Annotated in this window: 25 protein-coding genes and 1 tRNA gene; 15 read left to right on the forward strand and 11 right to left on the reverse strand. The window is 39.8% G+C overall.

Annotated elements, in window-relative coordinates; genetic code table 11:
* Window positions 1-57: 57 nt before the first annotated feature.
* The 4 genes from C5O00_RS00405 (at window position 58) to deoC (ending at window position 2412) form a co-directional block, all read left to right on the forward strand.
* On the forward strand, window positions 58-462 hold the full coding sequence (locus C5O00_RS00405) for a hypothetical protein (protein WP_105213929.1): 405 nt from the start codon (window positions 58-60) through the stop codon (window positions 460-462).
* Between the two features lie 100 nt (window positions 463-562).
* Window positions 563-1441, forward strand: coding sequence for an RsiV family protein (locus C5O00_RS00410; RefSeq protein ID WP_105213931.1), 879 nt, complete (start codon window positions 563-565; stop codon window positions 1439-1441).
* An 18-nt stretch (window positions 1442-1459) separates the two neighbouring features.
* Complete coding sequence (gene trxA, locus C5O00_RS00415) at window positions 1460-1762, forward strand: thioredoxin (protein WP_105213933.1); 303 nt, start codon at window positions 1460-1462, stop codon at window positions 1760-1762.
* Window positions 1759-2412 carry a deoxyribose-phosphate aldolase gene (gene deoC / locus C5O00_RS00420; protein ID WP_317046427.1) on the forward strand — a complete coding sequence of 218 codons (654 nt, stop codon included), beginning with the start codon at window positions 1759-1761 and terminating at the stop codon, window positions 2410-2412. Before trxA ends, deoC begins: the two co-directional genes overlap by 4 nt.
* Before the next feature lie 165 nt (window positions 2413-2577).
* Here the strand turns inward: deoC and C5O00_RS00425 are convergent, their stop codons facing one another.
* From C5O00_RS00425 to C5O00_RS00435, 3 genes are all read right to left on the reverse strand, one after another.
* Window positions 2578-3414, reverse strand: a complete 837-nt coding sequence (locus C5O00_RS00425; protein ID WP_105213935.1) for a universal stress protein — start codon at window positions 3412-3414, stop codon at window positions 2578-2580.
* Between the two features lie 20 nt (window positions 3415-3434).
* The gene (gene hpf / locus C5O00_RS00430; RefSeq protein ID WP_105213937.1) at window positions 3435-3731 is read right to left on the reverse strand and encodes a ribosome hibernation-promoting factor, HPF/YfiA family; all 297 of its coding nucleotides are present in this window, start codon (window positions 3729-3731) and stop codon (window positions 3435-3437) included.
* Window positions 3732-3915: 184 nt separating this feature from the next.
* Complete coding sequence (locus C5O00_RS00435; protein WP_105213939.1) at window positions 3916-4647, reverse strand: sulfite exporter TauE/SafE family protein; 732 nt, start codon at window positions 4645-4647, stop codon at window positions 3916-3918.
* Window positions 4648-4807: 160 nt separating this feature from the next.
* Here C5O00_RS00435 and C5O00_RS00440 point away from each other — a divergent pair, with 160 nt between their 5' ends.
* Window positions 4808-7726, forward strand: coding sequence for a PEP/pyruvate-binding domain-containing protein (locus tag C5O00_RS00440; protein WP_105213941.1), 2919 nt, complete (start codon window positions 4808-4810; stop codon window positions 7724-7726).
* A gap of 1 nt (window position 7727) precedes the next feature.
* Window positions 7728-8993 (forward strand): serine hydrolase, encoded by a 1266-nt coding sequence (locus C5O00_RS00445; RefSeq protein WP_105213942.1) that lies wholly within the window; start codon window positions 7728-7730, stop codon window positions 8991-8993.
* On the opposite strand, the gene C5O00_RS00450 is transcribed toward C5O00_RS00445, so the two are convergent.
* A complete protein-coding gene (locus tag C5O00_RS00450) occupies window positions 8990-11794 on the reverse strand; it encodes an Npt1/Npt2 family nucleotide transporter (RefSeq protein ID WP_244593002.1) in 2805 nt (934 codons plus the stop codon). The genes C5O00_RS00445 and C5O00_RS00450 overlap by 4 nt on opposite strands.
* A gap of 185 nt (window positions 11795-11979) precedes the next feature.
* The gene (locus C5O00_RS00455; RefSeq protein WP_105213946.1) at window positions 11980-12897 is read right to left on the reverse strand and encodes a serine hydrolase; all 918 of its coding nucleotides are present in this window, start codon (window positions 12895-12897) and stop codon (window positions 11980-11982) included.
* A 348-nt stretch (window positions 12898-13245) separates the two neighbouring features.
* Between C5O00_RS00455 and C5O00_RS00460 the strand changes: the two genes are divergently transcribed.
* The 3 genes from C5O00_RS00460 to C5O00_RS00470 all read left to right on the forward strand — a co-directional run bounded on the left by C5O00_RS00460 (window position 13246) and on the right by C5O00_RS00470 (window position 15631).
* Window positions 13246-13320 (forward strand) — tRNA-Pro (locus C5O00_RS00460).
* 520 nt (window positions 13321-13840) lie between these two features.
* Window positions 13841-15217 (forward strand): hypothetical protein, encoded by a 1377-nt coding sequence (locus C5O00_RS00465; RefSeq protein ID WP_105213948.1) that lies wholly within the window; start codon window positions 13841-13843, stop codon window positions 15215-15217.
* A gap of 3 nt (window positions 15218-15220) precedes the next feature.
* On the forward strand, window positions 15221-15631 hold the full coding sequence (locus C5O00_RS00470; protein ID WP_105213949.1) for a hypothetical protein: 411 nt from the start codon (window positions 15221-15223) through the stop codon (window positions 15629-15631).
* A 113-nt stretch (window positions 15632-15744) separates the two neighbouring features.
* On the opposite strand, the gene C5O00_RS00475 is transcribed toward C5O00_RS00470, so the two are convergent.
* From C5O00_RS00475 to sqr, 3 genes are read right to left on the reverse strand one after another with little or no spacing between them, the layout of a single operon-like run.
* Complete coding sequence (locus C5O00_RS00475; protein ID WP_105213950.1) at window positions 15745-16221, reverse strand: DsrE/DsrF/DrsH-like family protein; 477 nt, start codon at window positions 16219-16221, stop codon at window positions 15745-15747.
* A 36-nt stretch (window positions 16222-16257) separates the two neighbouring features.
* The gene (locus tag C5O00_RS00480; protein ID WP_105213951.1) at window positions 16258-16566 is read right to left on the reverse strand and encodes a TusE/DsrC/DsvC family sulfur relay protein; all 309 of its coding nucleotides are present in this window, start codon (window positions 16564-16566) and stop codon (window positions 16258-16260) included.
* A gap of 15 nt (window positions 16567-16581) precedes the next feature.
* Entirely contained in the window at window positions 16582-17826 is a 1245-nt protein-coding gene (gene sqr / locus C5O00_RS00485) for a type III sulfide quinone reductase, selenoprotein subtype (RefSeq protein ID WP_105213953.1), read from the reverse strand.
* Between the two features lie 262 nt (window positions 17827-18088).
* On the opposite strand from sqr, the gene C5O00_RS00490 reads away from it, so the two are divergent.
* Window positions 18089-19414 carry an OmpP1/FadL family transporter gene (locus C5O00_RS00490; protein WP_105213955.1) on the forward strand — a complete coding sequence of 442 codons (1326 nt, stop codon included), beginning with the start codon at window positions 18089-18091 and terminating at the stop codon, window positions 19412-19414.
* Window positions 19415-19530: 116 nt separating this feature from the next.
* On the opposite strand, the gene C5O00_RS00495 is transcribed toward C5O00_RS00490, so the two are convergent.
* The 3 genes from C5O00_RS00495 to C5O00_RS00505 form a co-directional block, all read right to left on the reverse strand.
* Window positions 19531-20178, reverse strand: a complete 648-nt coding sequence (locus C5O00_RS00495) for a CPBP family intramembrane glutamic endopeptidase (protein ID WP_244593004.1) — start codon at window positions 20176-20178, stop codon at window positions 19531-19533.
* Between the two features lie 348 nt (window positions 20179-20526).
* On the reverse strand, window positions 20527-20910 hold the full coding sequence (locus C5O00_RS00500; RefSeq protein ID WP_105213957.1) for a hypothetical protein: 384 nt from the start codon (window positions 20908-20910) through the stop codon (window positions 20527-20529).
* Window positions 20911-21103: 193 nt separating this feature from the next.
* Window positions 21104-21772: an RNA polymerase sigma factor gene (locus C5O00_RS00505; RefSeq protein ID WP_105217531.1), complete on the reverse strand. Its 669-nt coding sequence runs from the start codon at window positions 21770-21772 to the stop codon at window positions 21104-21106.
* A gap of 143 nt (window positions 21773-21915) precedes the next feature.
* On the opposite strand from C5O00_RS00505, the gene C5O00_RS00510 reads away from it, so the two are divergent.
* From C5O00_RS00510 to C5O00_RS00530, 5 genes are all read left to right on the forward strand, one after another.
* The gene (locus tag C5O00_RS00510) at window positions 21916-22581 is read left to right on the forward strand and encodes an FAD-binding oxidoreductase (RefSeq protein WP_105213959.1); all 666 of its coding nucleotides are present in this window, start codon (window positions 21916-21918) and stop codon (window positions 22579-22581) included.
* Window positions 22582-22586: 5 nt separating this feature from the next.
* A complete protein-coding gene (folE, locus tag C5O00_RS00515; RefSeq protein ID WP_105213961.1) occupies window positions 22587-23234 on the forward strand; it encodes a GTP cyclohydrolase I FolE in 648 nt (215 codons plus the stop codon).
* Between the two features lie 62 nt (window positions 23235-23296).
* Entirely contained in the window at window positions 23297-23830 is a 534-nt protein-coding gene (locus C5O00_RS00520; RefSeq protein WP_105213963.1) for a DUF4142 domain-containing protein, read from the forward strand.
* A gap of 4 nt (window positions 23831-23834) precedes the next feature.
* Window positions 23835-24206: a plastocyanin/azurin family copper-binding protein gene (locus tag C5O00_RS00525; RefSeq protein ID WP_105213965.1), complete on the forward strand. Its 372-nt coding sequence runs from the start codon at window positions 23835-23837 to the stop codon at window positions 24204-24206.
* Window positions 24207-24226: 20 nt separating this feature from the next.
* A complete protein-coding gene (locus tag C5O00_RS00530) occupies window positions 24227-25561 on the forward strand; it encodes a hypothetical protein (RefSeq protein WP_105213967.1) in 1335 nt (444 codons plus the stop codon).
* Window positions 25562-25651: the final 90 nt, after the last annotated feature.

Below are 25651 nucleotides of genomic sequence, written 5' to 3' on the forward strand. Positions count from 1 at the left end.
ATCATAAAATCTCATCGGCCGGAAATTTAATTTTAGGTCGTAAAAAAATCATCAATTATGCCTTATACCGAAAAACCTGAGATCGCTTTCTATCAGAAAATAGGAGAGCTTTTCTACGCCATAGCGGCGGCCGATAAAGTGGTGCGAGAAGTTGAATATAAAGCCCTGAAAAAATTGGTGCGTGAAATTTGGTCGAAATTCGATAGTAGTACAGACGACTTCGATTCGCAAGCCATTTATCAAATGGAAATTGTTTTTGATTGGTTCGACTATGAACGAATGGATGCCGATAGCTGCTTCGAAAGTTTCGAAAATTATATTAAAGAAAACCCTAAGTTATTTACAACTGAACGCAAGGAACTCATTTATTACACCGCGAATGAAATTGCTGCAGCCTTTTCGGGCAAAAATAAATCGGAACTCATCATGCTAGGCAAGCTTCACTTACTCCTCGAAGCCTAAGCCGTATTAATCAAGCCGTTACCCGGATAATCGGAGCTGATGAATATCATATTTAAAACGTGGTTTTACGGCTAACTTTATGTAATTAAGTTTCAATATTATGAAAAATGTCTTTATTGCCCTATTCGTCCTAACGCTATTAATTGGCTGTAAGAACGACCCAAAGAATGAAATTCCTACCGTGTCCGAATCTGAGATTACGGAAAATAATGTCTCTGATACGGTTATCGCATCCGAAAATGATATCGACCTGCAAAAACAGATCGATCTGGAAATTAGAAAAAAGAGATTGGTGGAGAAGGAAGACGAACGAGACCAATTACAGGAGCTTATCATATCCAAGCGATTCCTGAAAGATGAGGACCTCTACACCATCGATTTCAAATATCCGTATCTTAATGAAAATCTTAAGGAGTCCTACGGAAATTTCAACGAATATATTACCAAAACCTACCTGAATATTGAAGGAGTAGAAGCACAGATCCTGGAGGACAAAGAATTGCTCTGTGATACCCTTAGGATAAATAAATACAGGGAAAAACGCTATGTGGATTACAAGATCTACAACGTAAATGAAATGCTTGTAAGTGTACTTTTCTACAAGGAGAATTTCTATTCAGGCACCTTACATCCCTCCTATACCTTCGATTGTATTAATTTCGACCTGGGACGTTCCGTCTTCATGAATTATGAAGACTTCTTCATAGAAGGTTCCGAAGAAGAACTTCGTAAGATCCTGAACGAGATCCTGGTAGCCAGAATCGAATCTGGCGAAGTCTATTACGACTGCTGGGGTATTTCGGAGGAGGACTTCTTTGAGTATAAGGACAACTTCGTTGTAGACGATAAAAAAGTAGAATATTACTTCGACGACTGTGTGATCTGCCCAAGCTATACCGGAAACTTTTCTGTTGAGATCCCTTTGGAAGAGTTACTCCCGGTACTGAGACGTTATAATTTGAATCCTCTGCAATTATAATTATCTTTTACATCCCTTATGAAAAAGTCCTTTAACGATATTATCAACTCCAACAAAGCAGTTCTTGTAGACTTCTCTGCCCAATGGTGTGGTCCGTGCAAAGTATTGGCTCCTATTCTAAAAGAAGTGAAAAATGAAGTGGGCGATACCGTAAAGATCATAAAAATAGATGTGGACAAGAACCAGCCATTATCGGCGATGTATAAGGTTATGGGCGTTCCAACCCTTATATTGTTTGTAGACGGAAAACAAGTATGGCGTCAATCTGGTGTAATGCAAAAACAAGAACTGCTATCGATGCTTCAGGCTAAAATCTCATGATCTCATTTCACCGATATATAGATCACACTAATTTACAGCCAACCTCAGGACCGGAGGATATCTTAAAACTCTGTGAAGAGGCCATCACCTATAATTTCTATGCGGTTTGCGTGAATAGTTGCTATGTTTATTTAGCGGCCGAAAAGCTATCCGGCAGTAATGTAAAGATCGCTGCCACGGTGGGATTTCCGTTAGGTGCTGCTTCAACCCAATCAAAAGTTACTGAGGCAAAGCGTGCCGTAAAGGACGGTGCCGATGAGATAGATATGGTGATCAATATAGGATTCCTGAAAGCAGACCTTCATAAAAATGTGAAAGAAGATATCGAAGCCGTAAAGAAAGCTATCGGTAAAAAAACTCTGAAAGTGATCCTGGAAACCTGTTATCTCAATGAAGAAGAAAAGAAGATTGGTTGTATGATCGCCGAAAAGGCCGGCGCCGACTTTGTAAAGACTTCTACCGGGTTTGGAACGGGTGGTGCTACATTAGAGGATGTGAAACTCATGCGGGCCACGGTAAGCGAGAAGGTACGAGTTAAAGCGTCTGGAGGAATATCCTCCACAGAGGAAGCATTGAAGTATATTGAACTTGGAGCAGATCGAATAGGAACTTCACGGGGAGTCCTACTAATGAAAGATACAAACCTCTGATTATTTAAGCACCCTTCATATTGCCAGGCATGGAGGAATTGCACAAATGGTTTTATAACCAGATGATCCTATGCGTGTAAAATAGAGGAAATTGCCTTTCATACTTAAAGAGAAAAAAGGGGTTCCTTCCGGAACCCCTGGTCAAAGCGTGCAAATAGCCGTTGATTACATTTTGAATGTGATCACGGGTAAATCTGAATGATTCACCAGATCCTCGCTGATACTTCCTGAGAAGAAGTGCGCCAACCCTTTGCGACCATGTGTAGGGATGGCAATCAGGTCTGCGTTCACTTTGTTACTGTAGGTGAATATGCCTTCCTCTATGGAGTAGGCATTGTAATAATTCACATCATTCATAGTATAGGTTCCATCGAGTTCGGCTTTCAAGAAAAATTTGGATACCTTTTCTTCCATTTCCTGTGTACTTCTGAAACCGTCACCAGGCGTATTTACGTAAACCATTTGCATTTCAACACGCAGATCATCGAATAACTTTTTAGCCTTCAGAAAAGAATTCACATTCTCTTCATCGAAGTTATTGGCAAACACAACCTTATTCATTGGTTCGTCACCCATTCGATTCTTAACAACCAGAACCGGAATCTCTGAAGTTCGTACCACTTTCTCAGTATTCGATCCAACAAAAACCTCTCGCAGACCGCTACTTCCGTGGGATCCCATCACAATCAAGTCTGCGTTGAATTCTTGTGCGACAGAATCAATTTCATGAAAAAGTTTATAATTCTGTACGGTGGTTTGAATTTCTAAGCCTTTAAGGTAATCCCGATCCAAAAATTCTTCGAAACGTTTATCGGCCAGTTTCATATAATACATAGCTTCGAAAACTTCCTGCGAATCATCTTTGGTCAAGACGGCCTGTGAAAGGCCCATCATGTGTAGTGCAACCAGAGATGCGCCATGCCTTTTGGCAATTTTTGCGGCCACCTCCAGGGCGTGTTCAGAATAATCTGAAAAATCTATAGGTACTAAAATTGTTTTCATTTTATAGGGGTTTATAAGGATTAGTGATGGTAGGTTGTTTCTTTTCTCTTCTTAAGTTGCTTGTTGAGGTCTGAAATAGCTTCTTTTACTGCAACCTCGTAGTTCTCTGCTTTTGAAGATGCAAAAATCTTAGGGCCCGGAAGACTTAATTCGATCTCGCAAATACTTTTTTTATTGATATCCTGTCCTAATTTGAAGAATACCTGTGCATTAATGAGCCAATTGTACTTGGTAGCCAGTTTGTTTAATCTCTTTTCTGTGAATGCCGTGAGCGTTTCGCTAGTTGGCATTTTTACATATTGAATTGTAATTGTCATACCTGTTAATTTGATTTATATTTCAAATGTAACTTCCCGAGATGGGAAAAAATATGATTTGTGTCATACCAACAAATTATTCGAATGGCTTAATGGCTGTGAATAAAGGACCATCGGCTTCTTTTCTCTTCGAAAAGAGATTATAACAATGTAAAAATCAACGAGTGAAAAGTGATTTCAGAAATTACCAGATATTAGAAACAATGCTGGCTATTCCAATTCCAAGGATCAGAAATAAAACGATGTACCTGAATTGCTCCTGTGAGATATGTTGTAGAATTCTTTTCCCGATCCAGGTTCCCAGTATGCTTACAACGATTAAAATTGGGACAAGATAAAGTAAATCTGTTTTTATGAATCCATTGAACCAGTACACTATGGTCCTGCTGAAATCCACTCCCAGATCTATCACCGCCGAAGTAGCAATAAACTTATCCTTACTCATTTTGAAAGCTGCCATGGTAATTCCACGAATGGCACCGCCAGTTCCCAGGATACCGGCACTAAAACCAGACAAGGTACCACCGATAATGGCATTGGAGGTTTTAGGTGTTACCACGAGTTTCTTGAAAATAAGGAATACCAGACTCAGCGTAATAAGAAAGCCTCCCAGGATATAAGTGAGTATTACAGGATCAAAATACTTGGCCACCAGAGCACCAAGAATAACGAAAACAACGGCTGGAACCCCAAGCGTGAGTATGAGTCGTTTATCGAGTCCTTTCCTAAAGAAGGCGATCTTCGTAATATTACTGGACACATGAAATAGGGCTGTTAATCCCAAAACCGACTGAAAATCCAGAAAAAAGTTCGCGATCGGGACAAAGAACACGGACGACCCAAATCCACCCACAGTACCAAATATTTCGGCCAGAAGGGATAAAATAATAAAAGCGGGTAGGTATTTTGTTAACATGTACGATCGTTAGCTCCTTGCGATTACCAAATTGGAGGTTCAATATATATTGGAATAAAATTCTTTCAGACCCACAATAAGAGTCTTCGTAAAATTAAATCCTTTTCTGGGTAAATGTCGTAAAAATAGATTATTTTAAATACGTACTAATTTGTAACCAATGAGACGTCTCCCCCTCCTACTTTTAACTCTATTTATTCAGCAAGGAATTTGTCAGCACAAATCCTCCTCCACTACCGATTTTGGTAATATCCGTAAAATGGTGGATGAATTTAAGACCGATCCAAGAGGGCCTTACCGGGATATTCGTTGGTTTTGCACGGATGGAAGTATTAGAATGCCAAAAGACCCCTGCCCTGAAACGATAGGCCCCGGGGTTCAGCATGCACGATATAAGGAGACCGTAGAATCTTTGGGGAAAACCGAGCATATATACCTTGGGCAAATTCTCGCATATACAGAGCCCAATATCCTTTGGGATGGATCTGCCAATCATTCCCGGCTTAAACAATATCAGATAGGCAAATATCTTGCGAGCGTAGATGATGGCTGGGTCCTTCGAAAAGGCCAGTTCTACCGGGGAGCTATCCAGGCTGAGGACGAGGAAGCTGCCGGTATTAAATTTTACAAATGGTTGTTGGGAAAGAACGAAGAACTTACTTCCAATTACTTCCTCATTCGGCAATCTATGAAAGACGTCCCACACAGCGGTGACGACAATCTCGCACAAGCCATGCGCAGCCAGTCGAAAAACATAAGTGATGGGTATACTGCGTTTATGGATCTTCGCATCAAGATTCATGGACAACCGGCAGAGGCAGATATAAAAGCGGTGAGAAGCTTTAGGGAACAACATAGTAACAAGGCTAGTGCCGGAATCCTTAAACAGATCGATGTACTAATAAACACCATGGAAGAGTTTTATACTCCTGTGAAAATTACTTCCCTGCTCGACGGAAAGAAAATGCTTAAAGGCACTCCTCTTGGAACCAGCATCGAGCGCTACATCGCACAACAATCTCAGGAAACTTCTCCCGCGGAATTGGTTTCGGCCACCGCAAGTTTATTATATGAAATACGGACCGGTATTGTTTCTGAAAATCGCCCAACGGCGCGTATGTATTTGTTAGATATTTCATTGAAACTGGAAGAGATCATATTTAAAAGAGCACCGCAGTGGGAGCCATCCACATTAAAGGAGTTGCTTTCGAAAATTTATCACCTGGGTATGGGCACTACAGGGGCCGGCTATATCGAACTTTGGGAGTGGGACCAGATAAAGAATACACTAAACTACAACGAGAATAAAGAGAATATAACTCTGGGTGAGCTCATCAGAGTGCTTAACACCGCCAGGCGACAAACAGAATGGAGCGCCTCCATGGTAAAAGCAATTTATGGCGACGAGGTAAACAGGTATACAGAGTTCGAACCGCTGGCTTATGGCTTTATTGACGACAGAATTCGAGGTTCTATCGCCCTGCACCTCGGTAAAACTGTTAGTGAACTGGGGGATATTGTTGCGCAACAATCCAATATCACCAATTCGGTCTTGGGAATCCCGGAGCAAAGTGCGGTACGTGGTTTAAACCCCGGCTACGCATACGGCGAACTTGTGGTCGTGGAAGGATCGGCCGATGTGGTAGAAGTAAGTTCGGAAAAGATCTATATTTTCGAACGTCCACCTTCCGACCTAAAACCCGTTGCCGGAATAGCAACAGTGGCCGAGGGTAACCTGGTTTCACATGTTCAGCTGTTAGCCCGAAATCTCGGAATACCTAACGCTGCGTTATCTGGCGACAATTTAAAAAGTCTAAAAAAATACCATGGAAAAATGGTGTTCTACGCGGTTACCGGCAATGGAAACGTGTTGATGAAGACCGAGGATGACATGACCGAAGCAGAGAGATCTTTATTTGCGAAGAAAGTTCGAAAGGATGATAAAATAGCCGTCCCTATCGAAAAGCTGGTGTTAAGTGAAACCAGTGTTCTAAATATGCGCGATGTGGATGCTTCAGATTCGGGTATACTTTGCGGTCCTAAGGCAGCCAATCTTGGTCAACTAAAGAAAATGTTCCCTAACAATGTAGTAGAAGGACTTGTAATCCCTTTCGGGATATTCAGAGATCATATGGACCAACCCATGCCAGGACAAAACAATACGTACTGGGAATTTCTTAATAATATGTTCTCTGAAGCGGAAGCGCAGCGCGAACGAAATGTACCGGAGGCTGAAGTTGAAAATTTTCAATTGGAAAAATTGGCGATACTTCGCGAAGCAATCCGAAAAATAAAACTAAAACCGGAGTTCGTGGCAGACATCGACTCTAAGTTTAAAACTGTCCTTGGTCGGCCTATGGGTGAACTACCTGTATTCTTAAGGAGTGATACCAATATGGAGGACCTGAAAGATTTCACCGGTGCCGGGTTGAATCTTACTCTCTTCAATGTATCGGACCGTGAAAAGATATTAAATGGTATCAAGGATGTGTGGGCCTCTCCGTATACCGAGCGAAGTTTCAAATGGCGGCAGAAGTATTTATCTAATCCCGAAAATGTCTTTCCTTCCATACTGGTAATTCCAAGTGTGGATGTTGATTATAGCGGCGTACTCATTACCAAAGGAATTAGTTCGGGTATAAATAATGACCTCACGGTTGCATTCAGCCGGGGAGCGGGCGGTGCCGTAGATGGCCAGTCTGCAGAATCTTATTTATTGCGGATGGATGTAACTTACGAACTGCTGGCACCGGCGCGAGAAGCTTCATTCAACAGGCTTCCGGTAACAGGAGGTACAATGAAGCAGACTGCGACCTTTGAAAGCAGGATCCTTTCAGAAAAAAATATGCAACAGATCTGCGAACTTGCGGAGGCGATTAGAGATAAGATCCCAAAGGACACTGACACCGATTACCAGGGAGCTTACGATGTAGAATTAGGTTTTAAAGATGATAAACTCTGGCTTTTCCAGATCCGGCCCTTTGTAGAGAATAAAAAGGCCTTAAGTTCAGATTATCTAGCCTCTATTAGTCCTGTTATAGACCAATCGAAAAAAGTTTCACTTTCCATCAAACCATGATATGAAAAAAATAGCAACAATCCTCCTTGTTTACTTGATAAGTGCAGCATTTACCACGCCTCACCCCTATCCTATAGACGGTTATGAATACACAGGCATCAAGCGATTAAAACGCCTGGAGATGATTAAAAGCGGGGAATTAAAAGACGGTACCGTCCTGCCACCCGGGGCCATGAAATCTTATGTGGACATTCAATTAAATCTCTTTTCCCGATACCAGGATTCTGTTTCTACCTTCCTAGTAAAAGACGAGGCTTTTCAACAACAGATCAGTGACTTGTTCAGGGGGTTGGATCGAAGTTATTCTCTGGCGGTCCTGGATGTAACCGATCCGGAAAAACCACGATACGCGAGCAGAAACGAAACGGTGGGTTATCAGCCCGGCAGTGTGGGTAAACTTGCGGTGATGATAGGTTTATTCGATCAATTGGCTAAGCTGTATCCCGATTCTTTTGAAGACCGTATAAAACTATTGAAGGAGCGATCTGTAAAAGCCGGCCCCTGGGGTATGACCGATGAACACACCATCCCTATATTCAATATTGAAACCAACAAACTGGTGAAACGTCAAGTGGTACCCAGTGACGTTTTTTCCTTGTTCGAATGGGCAGATCACATGATGTCTGTTAGTAATAATGGGGCTGCTAGCATCCTTTGGCGTGAAGTATTGCTTATGGCGGCCTTTAAACAAGATTACCCATCCCTAACACAGGAGCAGGCCGATGCATACTTTAAAACCACTCCAAAAAATGAGATCACAGATCTGGGAAATGATGTGGTTAATCTTCCGTTGCGCGAAATGGGGATCACACACGAAGAATGGCGGTTAGGTTCTTTTTTCACCAGAGGTGCTAATCCTTATGTGGGCGCAAAAGGCGGCAGTACGGGAACACCAATAGGTTTGATGAAATTTTTAATTCAACTGGAGCAGGGCCAGGTGATCGATGCCAAATCCAGCCTGGAAATGAAACGCCTGATGTATATGACCGATCGACGAATTCGCTATGCACAATCCCCATCTTTAAAGGAGGCGGCTGTGTATTTTAAATCAGGTAGCCTGTATAAATGTGATCGCTCCAAAGGTGAAGCCTGTGGAAAATATATGGGAAATGTATTTAATTATATGAATTCGGTCGCTATTGTGGAACATCCGGATAACTATTGTTATATGGTGGTACTTATGACTAATGTACTGCGGAAAAATTCGGCTTCAGATCATATGAGTCTTGCCGCCAGTATCGATAAGGTGATCCGCAATAAGAATTAATCTGAAAGAACTTCGATCGCCTCAGTTACTTTTGAGCGGATCTTTTCTTTTGGATCGTTTATTTGCGTTTGCAACAGTGGCAGGAATCTCTTATTCTTTGATTTCTGAATAAGATGTATAACAGCAAGTTTAAGCTTTGGGTCCTTTCGTGTAAGTAGAGCGCGATAACATTCCTCTTCACTTAATACTTTAAGATTGAGTTTTTTGATCTTTTCTTCTGAAATACTATCGATCAGCACCGATTCGGCCACAGGGATCAATTCCTTCTTCAATTGGTTGTTCAGGATATTATCCAGAAATTCTATGGCGTGAATTCGCTGTTCTTCCTTTCCGTTTAATATTGAATTAAGAATAGGCTCCACATCGTTAGGCGGATATTTGATACCTAACAATCTAAAAATCCGTTGAAGCTGGCGATCCAGACGTGATTCGAGAATTTTAATAAGCAGGTTTCTGGCCTCGCGTTCCTCTGAAACTATCGATTCTGGTCCCACACTTTTGTACTGAATAATGATTTGAGAATGGATCACCGAAAGGGTATTCTGATATAAATTACATTCATCCAGCACCTTTGAGACTACAAACCGGTCGTCGACAGTAAGGTATTTATACTTCCATTTCAAGCGTTGGATTGCATCAATGGCTTCGATCTTCACGGCGTGTTCGGTAGAATCTGTTATGTCCATCAAAGTCGACATTGCCTTCTGGGATGCAAATTTCTCAATTACCGCTATCATTGGAATGCAAACACTTATATCATAGAGATCGCTTTTAATTTTGCTTTTAAGAATATCGAGTATGGGTTCGCCGTATCCGTATAATCCGTTTACTGCGGTTTCACGAGTTTCTTTCGCAACCAAGTGTGATATTACGTTGTCGATAAACGACTTATCCAAGGTTGTTGCCGCTGCCTTCACGGCGTGATTAAGATGTTTAACAGGAAGATGTTCGTTGGCAAGACGTTGTTCGATGTACGAATACATGGCACTTAGTCGTGCGTTTCCTATGGACTCTACTATGGTAGATATTCGCTCCTCCCGTGCCTCAGGATCCTGAAACTGTGGCAGGGACGATATCGATCGCTCAATGATCCCTGCAAAATTAAATCGTTGTTGAAGTTTGACATTATTTCTCAATTCCAGCGATAATCCCAGTAAGGCGGCATTAGAGACGGTATTATCTTCAGAATCCAGATATTTATCGAAGAGTTCTACCACATCCATACGATAATTCTTGATGAGATACCTGAATGCTACCGTGGTCACCTGTTGATCCGGATCGAAAATAAGTTTTTCCATGGTATCTGATAAATTCTCTGTTTTCAGAAAATAAAGATTTTCAATTGCCAGGGCTCTTACTCTATCAGATGGATGAGTGAGCAGCGCTTTGATGGCGTAAAAAAACCTTTCGTCCTTCACTTCCAGAACCTTCTGAAGCATATATAATATTTGTCCCTCCGAGCCCGAGCTCAAGACACGTTTCACAGTTGCCACTATACTGGTTACTGGGATCACCGGTTTTGCAACCTTTTCCCTGGATTCCGGACTGGTTTCGAGCAACATTTTAAAGGCAATGATATACTCCTTCCGAAGCAAATAAATAAAATACAGCCAAACAGCTATAAGTATTATAATGATAATACTTATGTAAGTTGAGGGTATGTCTAAAGCATTAATAAAGAAAATTAGAATGATTCCCGCCACACCGGTCGAAATACTATCGATCACAACATCTGTGAAGGTTTTTGTTTTCTTCTTTATTTCTATTGGGATAGGAATGGACAATAATTCTGTCGCTGCCTTATTCACCGATTGTTTCAAACTGCCATCCACAACCTTTATAAATACGATCACCCATAGTTGCGGGAGGAACAAAAGCGTAAAGGAACCTATGAGAATACCGGTAGGAAGCCATAATAACGATTTCCCTACTCCAAAAGTCCCCACAATACGTTTGGTGAGAAATAGCTGGATGATGAGTGATATTACACTTAAAGTGGAAAACCAGAATCCAAAGAATGACGCCAGTTCTTCGGGATCTTCGATTAGCCTGGAAGCATAATCACTGTACTGGTAGTCTACCAGTTTAGCCACAAGCACGCTTATACCAATAACCAGGGCAATAAGGTAAAGCAGCTTAGAGTGCCGTATGAGTCGAAATGGAGACTCAGCTTTGGGTTGCGAACGTAAAGAAACCTGAAAATCGTTCAGTTTCACAACTTCTTTCTTCCAAATATATCGTGTAATGGGAACGCAACCCATCAATAGCAATGCCGCCACGAAGAGCATTATCTCGGCGTCGAAAAGATTGGTAAGTAAGGAAGTGAGATATCCACCAAAAATTCCTCCGGCAATCGCTCCACCTCCTATAAATCCAAAAACACGTTTTGCCGACCGAACATTATACACCAGATTTGCAAGTATCCAGAATTGGGAGGCTGTAAGCAGCCCGAAAATTGCGATCCAGATATAAGGGATGTATAGAAATAATCCGTTGGCCACATCATATCTGAAAAGAATTCCGAACACCACCAAACTCAAAATGGATACCAGCAAGGTCCTTTCAATGATGTGATTTAGCGCATATCGCTCCAAAGCCTTCGTATAAAACCAGGAGCCGGTAACAGCCATCAATGCAGTGAGTAAGTAACCAATAGGAAGGGCATCGGCGGTTAATTCGGAAAGAAAGAGGGAATTAATAACGGGTTTAACGATTAGCAAGGTAGAGATAAGTAAAAAGACGTTTAGTTGAAGAAGGAGGGTTTTCTTCAACTCGTCCTCCTGAAGATCGAAAATCTTCATGATATATCTCTTAAGAATCGTTGTACTGAACATCATTAACACTAAAAACTAAGACCTAAATACAGATCACTATTCTAAAGTTTAAAATAAAAGAAAATAAATTGATATATACTGTCATTATCTATTGAAACAAAAAAAGGAGATAAAAACTATCTCCTTTTGCATTTCTTCTCAGAACATATTAATTATCGAACCGAAACTTTTGGGTGTCGTTGAATAATATTCTCTACAGAATAAACCAGATTACGAATAATTTGTTCCCCATTTGGGTCGTCAACCAATGCAACCAGAATATATCTGCGGTTAGGATCTACACCCCAAACCAGGACAGAATCTGAGTGATAGGTTTTCCACGATCCGGATTTTCTGTACAATTTAGCGTTTGGTGCAATTTGATCCAGACTATTCACAAATTTGTGATGTAATTCGGGATCTTCCATGATTGCCAGCATTTGTTTTGAGCGTTTTTCATTTACCAGCTTTCCATGTGCAAGCAAATAGTAAAAACGGCATACCTGGCTTACAGTTGCAGCGTGACTAAGGTTCTTTAATGGTTCCCTGTTTGTGTCACCACCGCCACCGTAGCGCTTTCCTACCCACAAGCCTCCACCATAATCCTCGTCGTAGAATTCGTATTTAGGATCGGTCATTACGGCCTCGATCTTCTCATATCCAATGCGATCGATCATACGCGTAGACGCGCTGTTATCCGACTTACTTATCATAAGTCGCATATCCTTTTTAACTTCTGCTGTTTCCTTCAGTTCGCCTTTATCGATAGCATCCATGGAGGCCAGAAGTACTGCGATCTTTGGAAGACTTGCTGCATACATCATATGGTTACCATTTATCCTTGCAAATTTGGTTTGCTTAGGGTTACTTAGGTCTACCAGTCCTACCGCCATCTTTTTTTGATCGATTAGGTTCTTCCATGTAGGATTCGATTTTAATTCTTTGTCGAGCTGCGCCTGCAAGTCGGCATTGAGTAAAGTACGCAATGGTTTAATATCGCTATCCTTGGTGCTGCGTGGTAACTGATTTTGAGCAACCAGGGTGGATATAGTCATTAAAAATGTTACTATAAAAATTGATCTTTTATTCATTGGTTATTTAAGGGTTAAAAACGCATCGAAGATATAGCATAGAATGTCATCCTATTGTTAAAATTTAAAATATTTTAAACAACGAAAAGCGGCTAAATCACTGGCCCCTAGAAGCTAAGAACCAAATTTTAGTTAAAATATTGCCAAACACAATCATGAATATTGCAACTTGGTACAAAAATGATTTATAACTGTTTGATCTTTATGCTAAAATTGAAGAGCAGTTAAGCTTTCATTTGGATATATGTGAGGGAAGCGTGCCCCTCTCAGGATCATTAGAATATTTTTATCTATTACTTCAATCTAATTTGTTTGAAGTATTAAAATGGTTATTTTTGCCAGACGATTCGGGATGTGGCGCAGTCCGGTTAGCGTACACGGCTGGGGGCCGTGTGGTCGCAGGTTCAAATCCTGTCATCCCGACTTAATCAAAAAGTGATGCAAACTGCATCACTTTTTTTATTCCCGAGATCGTACTGAATTTATTCAGTTAAGAGAGCGGGGATAAAAAAAGGAGAACACGAAGTGTTCACTTTTTGATTTACAAGGAGGGTTTATTAGGATTCTGTAAATCCTATAAATCGATTAGAGTGAAAACAGCAACACGAAGTGTTCATTTTTTGATTTACAAGGAGGGTTTATTAGGATTCTGTAAATCCTATAAATCGATTAGAGTGAAAACAGCAACACGAAGTGTTCACTTTTTGATTTACAAGGAGGGTTTATTAGGATTCTGTAAATCCTGATCTGCCTTTACCACTATCCAAGGCCACACTTTCGATTCAAAATCTTAGAAAAAAGCAATCAAATCAGGCAGAATACTCGCAATAGAGCCAAAGGTTACATATGTCAGGGTATTGGTTACATATCTTTTATAGGGCCTGCTTGAAAATGTCTTAAATTAGACCTAAGTAATTAACGTTTAACGTAAAAGACATTCATTATGAAACGACCATTCACCTTTTTGATGCTGGGATTATTTTTAATTGGAGCCTTCCCTGCATTTGCGCAGCCCTTTACTCTTGATAAAGAGATTAAGCCCATTGAGCTAAAGTTAACAGATGACACCCGAAGTGGTCATGAAGGTGAAAAGGGTATAGTGTTCTTCAATCGAATAACCGATTCAACCACTTATCATTACGCTACCGGACACACCATGTTTCAGATGGTAGATGTACTGGTAACCAGTATAGATGGTAGTCCTTTAAAAGTAAGTTTGAACCAGGACATCTGGAATGACGATAAGAATGAAAAACAAACAAATTCCTCGCCCGACAATACAGTCAATTTCAAACTTAGGGCGCAAGGTAGTTTTGGGATAAAAATTGAAACTGATAAACCAAGTAATTCCCTTTACAGTATCGCTGTAATTGCCAGCCCTGAGAAAAAAGGATATCTGGGCAGTGCATTCAGAAAGATCAAGAAGAGTGAAATGAAATCTGGAGGTGATGCTTCCCCGGAAAATTCGGGTGATGGCGAAAGCAGCAATACAATGCTATATATATTATTAGGTGTGGCCGTACTTGTCATCGCCTTCCTGGCCGGAAGACTACTTGGAAATAAAAGTAAAAAGGCGACAATTATTCTATGGCTGCTCTTCACCATGCCATTTAGCGCATATGCACAGGGTGATGGCGGTGTCTTTCTCACTATGGCACAATTCGAGGACTATAAAACAGGAGTGGAAAGCACTCATGCAAATTTATTAAGAAAACTGGAAATACTTGAAAGTGAAAGAAGTGCAGTCGACAGAACTATTGGGGATATCAACGCGAATATCACCAAGATAAGGAGTGCATGGACCTCGGTCAAGGCATTGTACAGTTCATATACCGGATTGAGCAGCTGCCTTAGTTCTACTCCCCCTGCAGGAAGCCCCACAATTCCATCGATCTGTACAGATCTAAGTTTCGATGAAGAAGGCGAAATACTGGAAGAACAAGACGAAGAATGTGCAAGTTGCTTCATGGAGGCACGTAGAAGATTTAATCAAACCCGTTACGTGTTCGAACAATTGGCGACCATTTATAAATGTACCAAAAAATTCACCGATGCGGCTATAGCTTTTGGGGATAATACTTCAGGTGTGCACGGGGTAGCCGGAATGGCCTGGCAGGCGGAACGAATTAAAATAGAAAAATCAGTTGAAGAACTGCAGGCGGCTTATGACAATAAATACAATGAACTCATCCAGTCGTTGGCCGACGATATGATGGAACTAAATATTTGTGAAGCAAAATTTGGTGTAGAAGACTGGTACGACCGTTTCGGTTATATGTACTTTGAGTTTATGAAGGAGAAATATCAACGAAAGGATTAAGCGATGAAGTATGTATCGAAATTTTTAATCTTTGCTTGTGCAACCGTACTTCTGGTTAATTGTAAATCGGTGTCACCCACTGCAGAAGTTCCTTCCACCTCACAATCGATCGTTGGCTCATGGGAGGGTTGTGATGGACGTATCGTAACCTTTACGAAAGATGATGAAGGCAAGTATTTAGGTAGATATACGGCCCTGGGTAAACTTGGAACTTATCAATTCACCAAAGACGAGATAGGATATGAAGTGATGCAGAAAGGTACGGGTACCTATACTGGAAAGGTAAAATGGAAGGATACCTCCGGGTACGAATCCTGGAGAAAAGTGGAAATTACTATTGAGAATAATGTCTATTCAGATTCCGGTTCGGATCGCTGTAGCAGAGAAATGAAACGAGTTAAAACAACCTCCTGAACAAGGTGAAATTGAAAATTGACTGCTATAGGGATTGATCTTAATAATATTCCTGAAAAAAAAGTGACACTTTAAGTGTCACTTTTTTCAATTAATCAAATATGTCAAAACAACTATATAAACAATAAATGAGTCCCTTCCTGATCTGCTCTCGCATAAAAATCGCCTATGGTCAAGATTCCATCTAATTCATCTATAAGATCTTCTCTTTCCAAATGGAACATATCTATGGCAAGTTTACAGCCCCATAACTTACACCCTGAATCTGATAGAATCTCTAAAAATTCTCCTACAGGTGGCATATCCAGTTTCTCCATTTCCTTTTTCATCATTTTTGTGGCTAATGCTTCTACTCCCGGCAATCCGCCAACCATAGTAGGCATGTGTAATGCCGGATTACCCACAGTGGCAACACGCAGGTGTTCCAGTTTTTTCTTTTGAATTGCCTCCAAACCAAAGAAAGTGAAAAAGATCTCAGATTCAATTCCTTCCATTCTCGCCCCATTTGCCATTACAAATGCAGCATAGGCGTTCTCGATCGTTCCTTTAGACAGTATAAAGAGCATTTTTTTAACCTTGGTATCACTCATGATATAAAATTTAAATTATAATTCGGTCAAAAGTCGTTAAATACAACTTTTAGGTTTCGGTATTCCGGCGATAAGTGTAGATACTTTTAAAGGACCTCCGGGGAAAAGACTATAAAACTCCTTTATATCTATCACTCCACTTTTTTTAATGCCTCGTATAGATAAAGGTTCTTCTTTGCGGTATTTTTCGTGTAGAAAATCTATCACTTCCCAATGACGATCTGTGAGTGAAATAGAGTTTTCATCTGCAAGAGATTTCCCTATTTCCTTGTCCCATTGATTAAAATCCAGAAGATACCCTTCTTCGTTTACATCTATCTCGCGTTGTGCAATTAACTTTTTCATGGTCGTATATATTTATTAATTAACTTCTTGAAACTTCTTTCCTTTCTCACTCATGGTCGCAGAAACAAAAGGAATGTGTACCCCTTTTATCAGCATATTCCAGTAGACCCATCTAAAAGCCATTTTACCCATGTGGTTGGCTCTGCTCTCCTTAAGCAGTCGTAACGGACCTACACCGGGAAATGGAAATGTTCCTTCCACCGGTTCGTGTGTATAATTAAAATCGATCAACAAGGCCTTACCGTTTCCTGTTTCGATAAAACAATTTGCATGGCCATCGAATTCTTCTTTTAGTTCCTCTCCCTTGATAAAGCGCAGAATATTATCCGTCAAGATTTCGGCCTCGAAATGAGCCACAGATCCGGCCTTGGAAGCAGGAATGTTAGTGGCATCACCAATTGCGAAGATATTCTCATGGTCTAAAGTTTGAAGAGATCCTTTATTTGTAGGGATAAAATTAAGATCGTCTCCCATTCCCGAACGTTCAATCAAAGCATCACCCATATTGGTAGGTACCGTGACCAGAAGGTCGTATTCTACTTCTTTATCTGCATAGTCGATAATCTTATTATTCTCGTAATCTACACGTTCAATATTGAAGTCGGTTACCTCCTTAATATTCTTTTCTTCCAATAAATAATGTAGTGTTTTAGTGGCTGTAGGTTTGGTAAAAGCACCTCCAAGAGGGGTCACAAAGGTAATATCTACTTTGTCTCGCATTCCTTTATGTTTGAAATACGAATCGGCCAGGAAGGCAAATTCCAGAGGAGCTACCGGACATTTAATAGGCATTTCGGTAATATGAACCACTAATTTACCACCCTCCCACTCGCGCAATTTATCTCGCAATGCCTTAGCACCTTCGTAGGTGTAGAAATCGAAGATATTCTTATACCACATTGGGCCATTCATACCTTCAATTTCATCTGGAGCTGTTTTCGACCCGGTTGCAACAATTAGTATGTCGTACTCTAATTTGTCCTTGTCTTCCAGAATAACCGTATTAGTTTCGGGTTGAATGAGTTCTATTTTCTTCTGAATATATTCGGCCCCTTTTGGAATAAATTTCTTGCCATTCTTCTTTACCTGTTTCGTGGTATAAATATCGAACGGCAGAAATAAAAACCCCGGTTGATAATAATGTGTTTTATATTGATCTACAATTGTGATCTTCCATTCTTTCTTCGGAAGTTTTTTAATCATATGATTCGCCATCATGGTACCTGCTGTACCGGCTCCAAGAATTACTAAGTTTTTCATGCGTTAATTTTTTGTCTGCTGAAGGTTCTTCCTCAGGCTTTCTACGGAGTAAAATTAAGAGCGTTCCCATAGAATATTTATGACTTTCGTCATGATTCTAATTCCAGAGGACAATGAAGATCGCGTCAATGACAATGATCATATATCTTGAAAATTCTCGGCAATAGATTTGTTACGATCACTGAATATTAATCACAACTACGCCGTAAAATTCTTTCCCTGAATAGGACAAAATTTTACGGGAGTTGTAAAATCATAAACTATGAAAAACTTCGTAAGCATACTGGTGTTCTTGTTCTCAATAGCAGTCTATTCACAGGCAGGTCACATCATGCAGGGCGTTGGCTCTGTAAACATGTCTATGGGTGGTGCGGCGACCGGACAACCCACAGATATCTCGGGTGCCCTGCACTGGAATCCGGCTACTATCTCAACCTTCAATGAAGACATATTAAAGTTCGATATCGGACTTTTCTTCTCTTCACCCGAACTTAGTTCGACAGTTCCTGTATTCGATGATATGGGTCAACCCACAGGACAATTCTTTAGCGGTGTAACAGAAGATGACCGTGGTGTTTCTCCTATGCCGGCCCTGGCAATGGTATGGGGTGCAAACGATAGTAAGCATACCTTTGGGGCATCTGCATTTGGTATTAGTGGTTTTGGTGTGACCTTTCCAGAAAACGCTTTAAACCCTATTAACACACCCCAAAGTATGGGTGGTTTTGGAAGAATCGAATCAGACTATATTCTATTACAGATCGGGTTCGCCTGGGCCTATGAGATCTCGGAACAGTTTTCCATAGGTATTCAACCAACATTCGATTACGCAACTCTGGAACTAATGCCAAATCCAACAGCTAACCCTACTCTTGCAGGTTATCCTTCCACAGATAAAGCCACTGCATTAGGATTTGGTGCACAAATAGGTCTTTATTACGACACAGGTGTAGGATTTAAGTTTGGTACTTCCTATAAAACCACGCAGTATTTCGGCGATTTCGAATTCGATAATACCTATTTAAATGGTGCTACCGCAACCAATAAATTCAATATGGATTATCCTGCCATCTGGTCGGTAGGTGCTGGTTTTTCTGAAGGCGATTTCGACATCGCCCTCGATTACCGATTAGTTGATTACGAAAACACAGATGGATTTTCGGAAACGGGATGGACACCCACCGCTTCTGTTGCGGGATTTGGATGGAAGAATATAAGTATAATTTCGGCGGGTATTCAATATAAAGGAGTTGAAAAACTTCCATTACGTCTTGGATATACTTACAGTTCCAACCCAATCGAGAGTGATGTGGCATTCTTCAATATCCCGGCAACAGCCATAATAGAGAATGCATTTCAGTTTGGTCTCAGTTACGAGGTCAGCGATGCTGTAAGGCTTGATGGTGTATACCATTACGGTTCGAGCGCCGGAGCTACTTCGGGGCCATTACTAAATCCACTGTTCATAGCCAATTATCCTCCCTATGGAGCCATTCCCGGTAGCGAGGTGTCTTATGATATGACCACCTCCATGGTGATGGTAGGTGTGAGTTATACTTTTAAGACGACGGAGAAAGAGACTGAGTAATTAGAAAATATTTTAACAATTCGATAAATTGTAAAATTCAATTCACTCCAATTAAAAACCAGACATATAATTGTCTGGTTTTTAAATTTATAGCAATCAACACTTCATATTTCGATTTAAGCGATTTGTTTGTCGTTTTGCATCCAAATTGTGCTTTTAGTGATATAAAACGGTTTTCCCTTAAGTTTTTTATAAAAAACCGTAAGCGTAAAAATTAAAACAATAGTCACAATTCTAAATACATTCGCGTAGGTGTTACCTAATGCGTTATCACTCACGGCAAATAATAACCATGAAAGGTTCATAAAGAAATGCAGGCCAATAGGTACCCAAATATTAAATTTCCATTCAACATAAACCCATGCGAAAATAATAGCCCCGATAAAAGTGGTCAAGAAGATACCAACTAAAGTCGCCACATCCTGACTTTGATATAAATGTATAGTTGCAAACAACAATGCACCGGCGATGATTGATGGGATAAATCCGAGGCGGGTAAATCTAAATGGTAAGCCAAAAAGATATGCACGGAAATAAAGCTCTTCAAAAAATGCAGCTGCAATACACGAAATTAAAAACTCATTTAAGCTGATCGTTACATTAACAGAGAAAAAAAACGCAAAGCCAATAAACATTGGCGCCGTGCAGAGAAATGAAAAAGTAAAGCCTTCAATAATTGATCGACTTAAACCTAGGCTTATAAAAATATTCTTCCGTTTACTAACAATCGAGGCTCCAATAATTAATGGAATTCCAAAGAACAAATAACTAAGGTTGTGACTTATTCCTTTGTTATTGATAAAGGAATCGATAAATGTTCTCACCCTATTAAAATACAGATCATCCAAATAGAAATAGAGCACAAAAAATAAAAGTATAACAAGGAGATTTTTATATCTTATCATAGTATATATAATTTTATTATGGGATAAATCCTTTAAAAGGATCTCCCATTTTTTCTCAAATAAATTGCCCGTCGGCAACTTGAAAAGTTTCAAATTTATTTGATGAATTTCCATAAAGAACTGCAAACGGGCGATAAAGAAAAAGCAAGTTTTCCAGTATTCGATATTAGCTTAAATAAACAACCTCAATAAGTAGATTGCTAGTTTTTAATTTTTTGGTTTTATTAAAACCGGGTAGGAAAGTTTCGCCAAACAAAACGCTGCAATTGCCATGACTAGGTCTCTTACAGCAACATCCAGATAGATCCCACTAAAAATTAGAAGTAAAGCGATGAGGATAAGCCAGGCCATAACAACTATTGCTCCTATTGCCGGACGAGCAAACACTAATGCTCCGGCAACTATTTCTATAATCCCCACAACCATCAATACTGCCGAAACATCTATCGGCAGTGCATCGGCCATACCGGGAGAAAAGTACAGTGACCAGTCGGTTAAAATGTTGGTAAACTTATCCAATCCGGCCACTATAGGCACTATACCAAATGTATAATACAACAACTTTTTAACTATTAAAGTTTTTGATTCCATTCTTATTAATTTTAGTTACCACTTTTGGATGCATAAAGTGATTTTCGGTTACATAAAATGCCAGATTACCAGAAAATTAAATTGAACGTAAAAGAAATAGAATTGCCTTCATTTTAAATAAAATGAAGGCATGTTAAATTGCGGACTAAGTATGTTTATTTAGGTAAAGGAAAAGGGGTGAAAAATTATTAAACTAGACCTTAGGATACCTCTTATTGAGGTATTCCATCACATTGGCAACGATCCTGTCACATTTTGAATCCCCAAATTCAAATATGTTCTTAAATCCTGTGAGATTTAATAAAGAATCCTTGAGCATCGTTCGAGCTCTGTGCAATCGCACTTTCACATTACTTTTTGTGAGATCCAAACAGCTTGATATTTCGGAAATACCTAACCCTTCAACTTCTTTGAGCATATATACTATTTTATATTTCTCTGGGAGTTCGTCTATGGCTTTTTCCATAAAATTAGAATATTCTATATGCATTGTCTTAAGTTCAGGGTTCATAATGGTGCGATCTTCAATTTGAAGTACTGTATCTTCTTGATGCAAAGAGATAGCCTGATATTTTGATTTTCTTTTTTTCTGCAACGCTTCATTTATACCAATTCTAACTAGCCATGTTGAAAATCTGGCGTCATGCTTAAATTGGTATAACTTTTCGAAGGCTTTTATATAGGTGTCCTGCATAATGTCTTCTACATCATTCTCTATATCCACATAACTTCTGATCGTTCTATATAACAGCTGGTTATATTTACGCATAAGTAATTCAAACAAGTCGATTTCTCCATTTAGTACATGTTGAATAATAAGGGCCTCATTTAACTCTGTATTAGTTGATTTGCTAGCATTCATATCGATATTATTTATCATTAGATGCACAATTTTCCTTGAGGTTACAAGATCTGTAACCTTTCACGGTAAACTTCATCTAAAGGTGCGATGCCCGCTATAAAAGGTGGTCGACAATTTTTTTTAATTTTTTATAAGCTAAGGTTTTGAATTATTTAACAACAGTCCTTGAAAAAAAATGGCTAACGCACGATGTGTTTCAGTTATCCATAAGAAAACCAGATTCCTTCAATTATACCCTGGGTCAAGCAGTGGAAGTTTCCCTACATAAAGATAAGGATATTTTAAAGGCTCCATTTACGATTACAAGTAGTGACAAGAAGGACAGTGATCTTCAGTTCATTATTAAAGTATACGCAGAGCATCATGGCATTACATCACATCTGGCTCAGTTGAAGATAAATGATGCTGTATCGATCTCTGAAGCCTGGAGTTCCTATAAGTATTGTGGGCCGGGAATTTTTATTGCGGCAGGATCTGGAATTACGCCATTTATACCCACTTTAAGATTGCTAAAGGAACAGAACAAAATAGACGGTCACAAATTGATTTTCGCAAATAAAAAGGCGGAAGATATAATTCTATATGAAGAGCTCAACGAGATCATTGGATCTCAGTTTTACAATGTCTTAAGCCGCGATCAATTAAGTGGGCACTCGAAAGGATATGTGAATATTGCCTACTTGAACAAAATAATTAGTGATACACAGCAACACTTTTATCTATGTGGCCCTGAAAATTTTCTCAAATCCGTATCAAACGACCTGAAAGCATTAAATGTTTCAGAGAATTTTATTCAAATAGTAAATTAAAATTTATGCCTACCAATAAAAATAATTCTTCACATAATGGGGTCTATAATTCCAATACCTCTCAAGTAATAGACCCTTGTGTGTTAGATCATGATAAGCAAAAAGTAATAGCCTTTCATTTTGCAAAAATAATGGATTCGTTAGGGTTAGACCGAACCGATCCAAGCTTGCAAGAAACTCCAAATCGCGTAGCTAAGATGTACGTGAATGAAGTATTTAGAGGCCTAAACGAAAATAATTTTCCGAAAATAACTTTGTTCGAGAATACGAGTGGATACAACGAGATGATCCTGGTGGACCGAATCGCCCTGTATTCGTACTGTGAGCATCATTTCGTGCCATTTTTTGGTGAGGCCACTATAGCCTATATCCCAAATGATCACGTTATCGGGTTATCCAAAATAAACCGCATCGTACAATTTATCGCGAGTAAACCACAAATACAGGAGAAACTCACAACCGAAATAGGCCAAAAGTTCAACGAGATCCTTCAAACCCAAGACGTAGCTGTTTTCATAAAAGCCCATCATTTGTGCGTGGCGTCACGCGGCGTGGAAGATAATAGAAGTGTTACAAGAACAAGCTTTTTTAGTGGAAAGTTCCAAAAAGAGAAGATGAAAACGAAGTTCTTCGATTCCATGGATAAATTCTGAAAATTTTGTAACCCCCGAACCTGCAATGCATCAAAAGACAAAACAATTTAAAATCATAAATCATGAAATTGAAAAACAATATTAAGCTACTATTCCTTTGTTTACTCCTACTTTCTGTATCCGGCATTACTATCGCCCAAAATGGACCCAAATTGATCGATACTGAAGTAGCCTCGGTGGCAGTCGTAGCCAACCAGATCGATATAGATTACGCTAAAATTGCGATAAAGCGTTCTAAAAACAAGGATATCACCGAATTTGCTACAAGAATGATCGAGGATCATAACGCTGTGATCTCACAAGCCGTTGCTCTGGTCGAAAAACTTGGCGTAAACCCTAAGGACAATGCGGTAAGTCAATCTTTGTTGGATCAGGCGGAGACTAAGCTAAAAATACTTAGAACCGTAAAGAAGAAAGATTTTGATAAAACGTACATAGATAACGAAGTTGAATATCATCGGGCGGTTATTGATGCTGTAAAAGGATTGTTAATTCCCGAAACCGAAAATGAAGAATTAAAAGCTCTACTAGAAGCAGTATTACCGGCCCTGGAAGCACATTTAAATCACGCAAAAATGGTTCAAAGTAAAATTTAGAACAATGAAAACCCATAAACAATCCATTTCGAAATACATCTTTGCTCTCGCTATTCTTATTTGTGTTCTCGTACTCCTTATGAGTTTTAAATCAACGACTAATACCGGTTATTCAAACGATGAGCCTGTTACTCATACAGTCACAATTTTCAAGATGAAGTTTAGTCCGGCGAACCTTACTGTTAAAAAGGGCGATAAAGTTGTTTGGATCAACAAGGATTTTTTTCCACATGACGTAACCGAAGAATCTGCCGAAAAATGGACATCAAAACCTTTTAACCAAGGAGAAAAATGGTCGAAAGTTATCAACGAAGACATAAAATACTTTTGCAAACTCCATAAGGTAATGAAAGGTACAATCACAATAGGCAAATAACTAATTTCAAATCTCTTACAATGAAACAAAATAGAATATCCAGTTTACTTTCCTTAATAGTCTTAGCTATACTCACAGCGAGTTGTTACAATGATGATGTAGAAATACGAACAATAACCGAAGTTGTGACCGAAACAGACACCTTACACCTTGATCCTGTTTTAGTATCACAGGGAAAGGAAGTTTTTAGACATGATACTTTTGGCGACGAAGTTTTTTGGACCGATGTTCTGCATATTGACAAAGCAATTTTGGGTCAGGCAAATGGTGGATATGGAAGCGGTGTAAGCCCTGAAACTGCACTAGCCGTTGGGCTTAAAGTGGATGCCGAGGCAATTCCGGTAGAAGTTGCGGCTGCAATTTTGGCTGGGGAAGTAGATTTAACCGATCCGGCAACCACGATCGAACTTTTAAGACTTAATTCGGTTGTGGGTGTTAAAGGAACATTCAACAATGCTGGCGACATGACCGCAGTAGGGATTACATGTGCCCTATGCCATTCTACCGTCGATGATTCTTTTGCCCCTGGAATTGGAAAACGCCTTGATGGTTATCCTAACCGTGATCTAAACGTAGGAGTAATAATCTCATTAACAGACAATGCACAATTTCTGGCAGACCTATTACACGTGGACGTGCCAACCGTAAATGCCGTTCTCAACGGATGGGGACCCGGTAAATTTAATGCAGGTTTAACCATTGATGGGAAGGCATTAAAACCTGATGGTTCTTTTGCCGCGAATCTAATACCTGCTGCCTATGGTTTACAAGGTGTAAATTTAGCAACCTATACAGGATGGGGCGATATGGTATACTGGAATGCCTTCGTTGCAAACCTCGAAATGCATGGACTAGGTAACTTTACAGACCATCGTTTAAATAATGCTAGTAAATTTCCTATCGCTGCAGAAAATAACTTCGGAAATGTGCAAAATAGTCCGGATTTAATCACACCAAAATTACCGGCTTTACAGGCGTATCAACTTTCACTGAATGCGCCAACACCTCCTCAAGGAAGTTTCAATCCAGAAGCAGCAAACAGAGGGCAGGTATTATTTAATGGAGTTGCGCAATGTGCTACATGCCATGTAGGACCAACTTTCACAGATTCTGGCTTCAATCTGCACGCTCCAGATGAAATTGGTATTGACGACTTTGAAGCTGAAAGATCACCAACCGGACTTTACAGAACTACACCATTAAGAGGCCTATTTGCCAGATCTAAAGGAGGTTTTTATCACGATGGTCGTTTTGCAACCTTATTTGATGTTATCGAACATTATGACAGTCATTTTGGTTTACAATTGTCCTCCACAGATAAAAATGACCTTGTAGAATATTTAAAATCCATTTAATAGTGGTTGTATTTAGATTAGTGAATTAGTTAGTTGATTATGCGATTGAAAAGTCCCGGGAACGCACAAAAAGGAATGTTGTTCTCGGGC

The organism is Pukyongia salina (genome assembly GCF_002966125.1).
In the GTDB taxonomy this organism is placed as follows: domain Bacteria; phylum Bacteroidota; class Bacteroidia; order Flavobacteriales; family Flavobacteriaceae; genus Pukyongia; species Pukyongia salina.

Coding starts and splice junctions, on each gene's coding strand:
- C5O00_RS00410 (WP_105213931.1), top strand. CDS start 563: ATGAAAAATGTCTTTATTGCCCTATTCGTCCTAACGCTATTAATTGGC.
- deoC (WP_317046427.1), top strand. CDS start 1,759: ATGATCTCATTTCACCGATATATAGATCACACTAATTTACAGCCAACC.
- C5O00_RS00465 (WP_105213948.1), top strand. CDS start 13,841: ATGAAACGACCATTCACCTTTTTGATGCTGGGATTATTTTTAATTGGA.
- C5O00_RS00520 (WP_105213963.1), top strand. CDS start 23,297: ATGAAATTGAAAAACAATATTAAGCTACTATTCCTTTGTTTACTCCTA.
- C5O00_RS00530 (WP_105213967.1), top strand. CDS start 24,227: ATGAAACAAAATAGAATATCCAGTTTACTTTCCTTAATAGTCTTAGCT.
- sqr (WP_105213953.1), bottom strand. CDS start 17,826: ATGAAAAACTTAGTAATTCTTGGAGCCGGTACAGCAGGTACCATGATG.
- C5O00_RS00470 (WP_105213949.1), top strand. CDS start 15,221: ATGAAGTATGTATCGAAATTTTTAATCTTTGCTTGTGCAACCGTACTT.
- C5O00_RS00500 (WP_105213957.1), bottom strand. CDS start 20,910: ATGGAATCAAAAACTTTAATAGTTAAAAAGTTGTTGTATTATACATTT.
- C5O00_RS00440 (WP_105213941.1), top strand. CDS start 4,808: ATGAGACGTCTCCCCCTCCTACTTTTAACTCTATTTATTCAGCAAGGA.
- C5O00_RS00445 (WP_105213942.1), top strand. CDS start 7,728: ATGAAAAAAATAGCAACAATCCTCCTTGTTTACTTGATAAGTGCAGCA.
- C5O00_RS00405 (WP_105213929.1), top strand. CDS start 58: ATGCCTTATACCGAAAAACCTGAGATCGCTTTCTATCAGAAAATAGGA.
- hpf (WP_105213937.1), bottom strand. CDS start 3,731: ATGACAATTACAATTCAATATGTAAAAATGCCAACTAGCGAAACGCTC.
- C5O00_RS00490 (WP_105213955.1), top strand. CDS start 18,089: ATGAAAAACTTCGTAAGCATACTGGTGTTCTTGTTCTCAATAGCAGTC.
- C5O00_RS00435 (WP_105213939.1), bottom strand. CDS start 4,647: ATGTTAACAAAATACCTACCCGCTTTTATTATTTTATCCCTTCTGGCC.
- C5O00_RS00505 (WP_105217531.1), bottom strand. CDS start 21,772: ATGAATGCTAGCAAATCAACTAATACAGAGTTAAATGAGGCCCTTATT.
- C5O00_RS00525 (WP_105213965.1), top strand. CDS start 23,835: ATGAAAACCCATAAACAATCCATTTCGAAATACATCTTTGCTCTCGCT.
- C5O00_RS00475 (WP_105213950.1), bottom strand. CDS start 16,221: ATGAGTGATACCAAGGTTAAAAAAATGCTCTTTATACTGTCTAAAGGA.
- C5O00_RS00455 (WP_105213946.1), bottom strand. CDS start 12,897: ATGAATAAAAGATCAATTTTTATAGTAACATTTTTAATGACTATATCC.
- C5O00_RS00480 (WP_105213951.1), bottom strand. CDS start 16,566: ATGAAAAAGTTAATTGCACAACGCGAGATAGATGTAAACGAAGAAGGG.
- folE (WP_105213961.1), top strand. CDS start 22,587: ATGCCTACCAATAAAAATAATTCTTCACATAATGGGGTCTATAATTCC.
- C5O00_RS00450 (WP_244593002.1), bottom strand. CDS start 11,794: ATGAAGATTTTCGATCTTCAGGAGGACGAGTTGAAGAAAACCCTCCTT.
- trxA (WP_105213933.1), top strand. CDS start 1,460: ATGAAAAAGTCCTTTAACGATATTATCAACTCCAACAAAGCAGTTCTT.
- C5O00_RS00425 (WP_105213935.1), bottom strand. CDS start 3,414: ATGAAAACAATTTTAGTACCTATAGATTTTTCAGATTATTCTGAACAC.